Below are 2,354 nucleotides of genomic sequence, written 5' to 3'. Positions count from 1 at the left end.
TTATCTATTCTTCCAGGCTTGGTAACGGGTATCAATCAATAATTGAGTGAGGCGTCCCATGGTTTCCCTTTCTTCTGGAGTGAGGGATTGAGCTTGGATAAAGAGATGATGAATGTGTTCAAGTGCCTTGAAGGAAGATAGGTCATTGATAGAAGTAATACCAGAATCAAGAATGGTGCCAAAGAAGAGATCGAAGTAGAGCTGAAGTTCTTCGTCAGGGACTGTCGCCACCCACTCCTTGAAGGTTGTGTCGACTTGTTGACTATCACTGTTGGTCTTATCCAGTTGGACGAAGTGCTTGTCCTCAATCAGCCAACTAAAGGTATCGTGCTGGGCGATACCACCTAAGGCAGTACTGTGCACGATGATTTGGCGGTTAGGAATTTCCATCATCATACCGATAATGGAGCCTTGTGGGATGAAGACCTTGGTTCTATCCATTATCCTTTGATAGCCCTCGGTTTGTGTCAGTTTTTTATGGAGACCAGGCGCATCAAAGGTATAAACTGCTGTGATTTGATTTTGCAAGCTTTTCTCAATTTGACTAGCCGCATAGATAGCTAAATTTCCTCCCTTGGAATGCCCAGCCAGAATGACCTTTTGCTTAGGATGTTGGGCAAAAAAGTTCTTTAAATAGCGGAGGGCATGCTTTTGAGCAGGAATTTCCTTCATATAGGTTAGGTGGAAATCTTCCTTCCAGCCAATGATACTGTCATCTGTCCCACGAAAGACAATCAGATAGGTATCGAGAGTGAGGCGGTAGGTCATAGCCGCAAATTGTTTTTGCAGCTCAGGGTCGATGTCGTTGATAAAATGGGAGAGTTTGCAATTTTTGAAGCGCTTGTGTTGAGCTAGTTCATCTAATAGCTGGAGGCGATTTTTACTAGTAAGCATGGTGGGCTCTCTTGGAACCTGAAGTGCCAGGTCTAAAAGACGCTGAGGAGTTGTGGAGACCAGATTATCAAAGGAGAGGTAGGTGGTTTCTGTTAAGGCTAAAACATCTAATTCATTCAAAGGTAAGTCGTAAAAGGAATCGTATGCGACATCTTTCAGATAATCAAAAATATTGGCCATAAGAGCTCCTTTCTTTTTATTTATCTTATCACAAACACATAGAATTTACTAGTTGGTTTGTACGATCTCTCTACATACCGACCTATAATGGTATGATTTAGATACATAGAAGACAGTTTGCTTTTATTTCAAACCTCTAAACATACTTGTTTGTATCTGTTTGTCGTCAATCCCATTCTCTTTTAAGAAATTTTTCATCTCATTTATATCATCAGGTTGGCCGGTTAAGAGATAAATAGCTTGGTTACCGTATTTCACAACCGCATTTTTTAAAAATGCTTGGCTTTGAGAAAAGGTTTCGCTAGTTTTATAAGTTAGATTCGGATTATTCTTACTAAGCTCTCTTAACTCATTATCAAAAATGTTTACTCCTTTGTCTAAATGATTAAGAATGATGGAGCGCTTACCAGCCCACTCTTTCACAACTGGACGTAGAGTAGAAATACCGACATCAGAGGCAAAACAAACCAGTGCTTGGTCATTGTCTTTAACAGATAAAGATGACTCCAGCCAACTCATCTCAATTTTACTACCAGCTGGTAAATGTGTTAAGGTTTCCTTAAACACGCTACCACTATTATGGGTTACAATAAGAATTTCATCCTCATCAGGAGTGGAAGCAAGGGTTAGCCATCGGCTAGCCTGATCCTCCTTTACTGGACTTTTGTCTAGACCAAACGAACTGTCAGGAAGCTTAAACTGAGCATAGGAGCAAGCTTTCCATATTTGATTTTTTGGTTTTGTGATGTGAACTAAATACAAATCTCCGCTGGGATTTTCAATGGATTTTATCGATAAAGTTTGACTTCGTCCAAGATAGGTAATGATTCCCCAAGATATAAAGCCGAGCACTCCAAGTGTAGTTAGAATAATTATGAACATTTTTTTCCCTCGTTTCATTTTTAACTCCTATAGTGTAGTAATTTTCTATGAATGAATAATATTTTTTTTCATTCAATAATTTCCAAAAAATAAAGAAAAGATTTCTTTATTTCAGTATTCCTTTAATGAAGTTGGTTGCTAGTATTTCTACAGTTTTGCTAATATCTGGAAAATCATTTTCTGTGATATGCATATCCATGTAGTAAAATAGGTTGTAAACTTGTAAAATATCTTGAATTTTTTCTGGAGAATGGCCTTCAGCCTGCAAACGATGAGTAAAGGTTTTCACGAGAAATTGATGAAATGGATTCGTGACTTTCCCTTCTTCTGAGGAATAGTAGCTATGCAACTCATCTGCTATGGCAGGATTGTACCATTCTGCAAGGATTTTATTGGAA

Annotated in this window: 2 protein-coding genes and 1 pseudogene; all 3 read right to left on the bottom strand. The window is 38.6% G+C overall.

What is annotated here, in order from left to right:
* Nucleotides 1-1,074 carry a DUF2974 domain-containing protein gene (locus tag QZ359_RS00385; protein WP_293949676.1) on the bottom strand — a complete coding sequence of 358 codons (1,074 nt, stop codon included), beginning with the start codon at nt 1,072-1,074 and terminating at the stop codon, nt 1-3.
* A gap of 123 nt (nt 1,075-1,197) precedes the next feature.
* Nucleotides 1,198-1,974 carry a ferredoxin reductase gene (locus tag QZ359_RS00380; RefSeq protein ID WP_293949674.1) on the bottom strand — a complete coding sequence of 259 codons (777 nt, stop codon included), beginning with the start codon at nt 1,972-1,974 and terminating at the stop codon, nt 1,198-1,200.
* Between the two features lie 88 nt (nt 1,975-2,062).
* A pseudogene (locus QZ359_RS00375) lies at nt 2,063-2,354 on the bottom strand (TetR/AcrR family transcriptional regulator); the annotation flags it as partial.

The sequence above is a fragment of the Streptococcus sp. genome (genome assembly GCF_019414905.1).
Lineage (GTDB): Bacteria > Bacillota > Bacilli > Lactobacillales > Streptococcaceae > Streptococcus.
Note: the sequence above shows the minus strand (reverse complement) of the source record. Positions and strands in the feature narration are given on the sequence as shown.

What these genes read in the sequence shown, in the direction of transcription:
- QZ359_RS00385 (WP_293949676.1), bottom strand. Translation starts at nt 1,074, where the DNA reads ATGGCCAATATTTTTGATTATCTGAAAGATGTCGCATACGATTCCTTT.
- QZ359_RS00380 (WP_293949674.1), bottom strand. Translation starts at nt 1,974, where the DNA reads ATGAAACGAGGGAAAAAAATGTTCATAATTATTCTAACTACACTTGGA.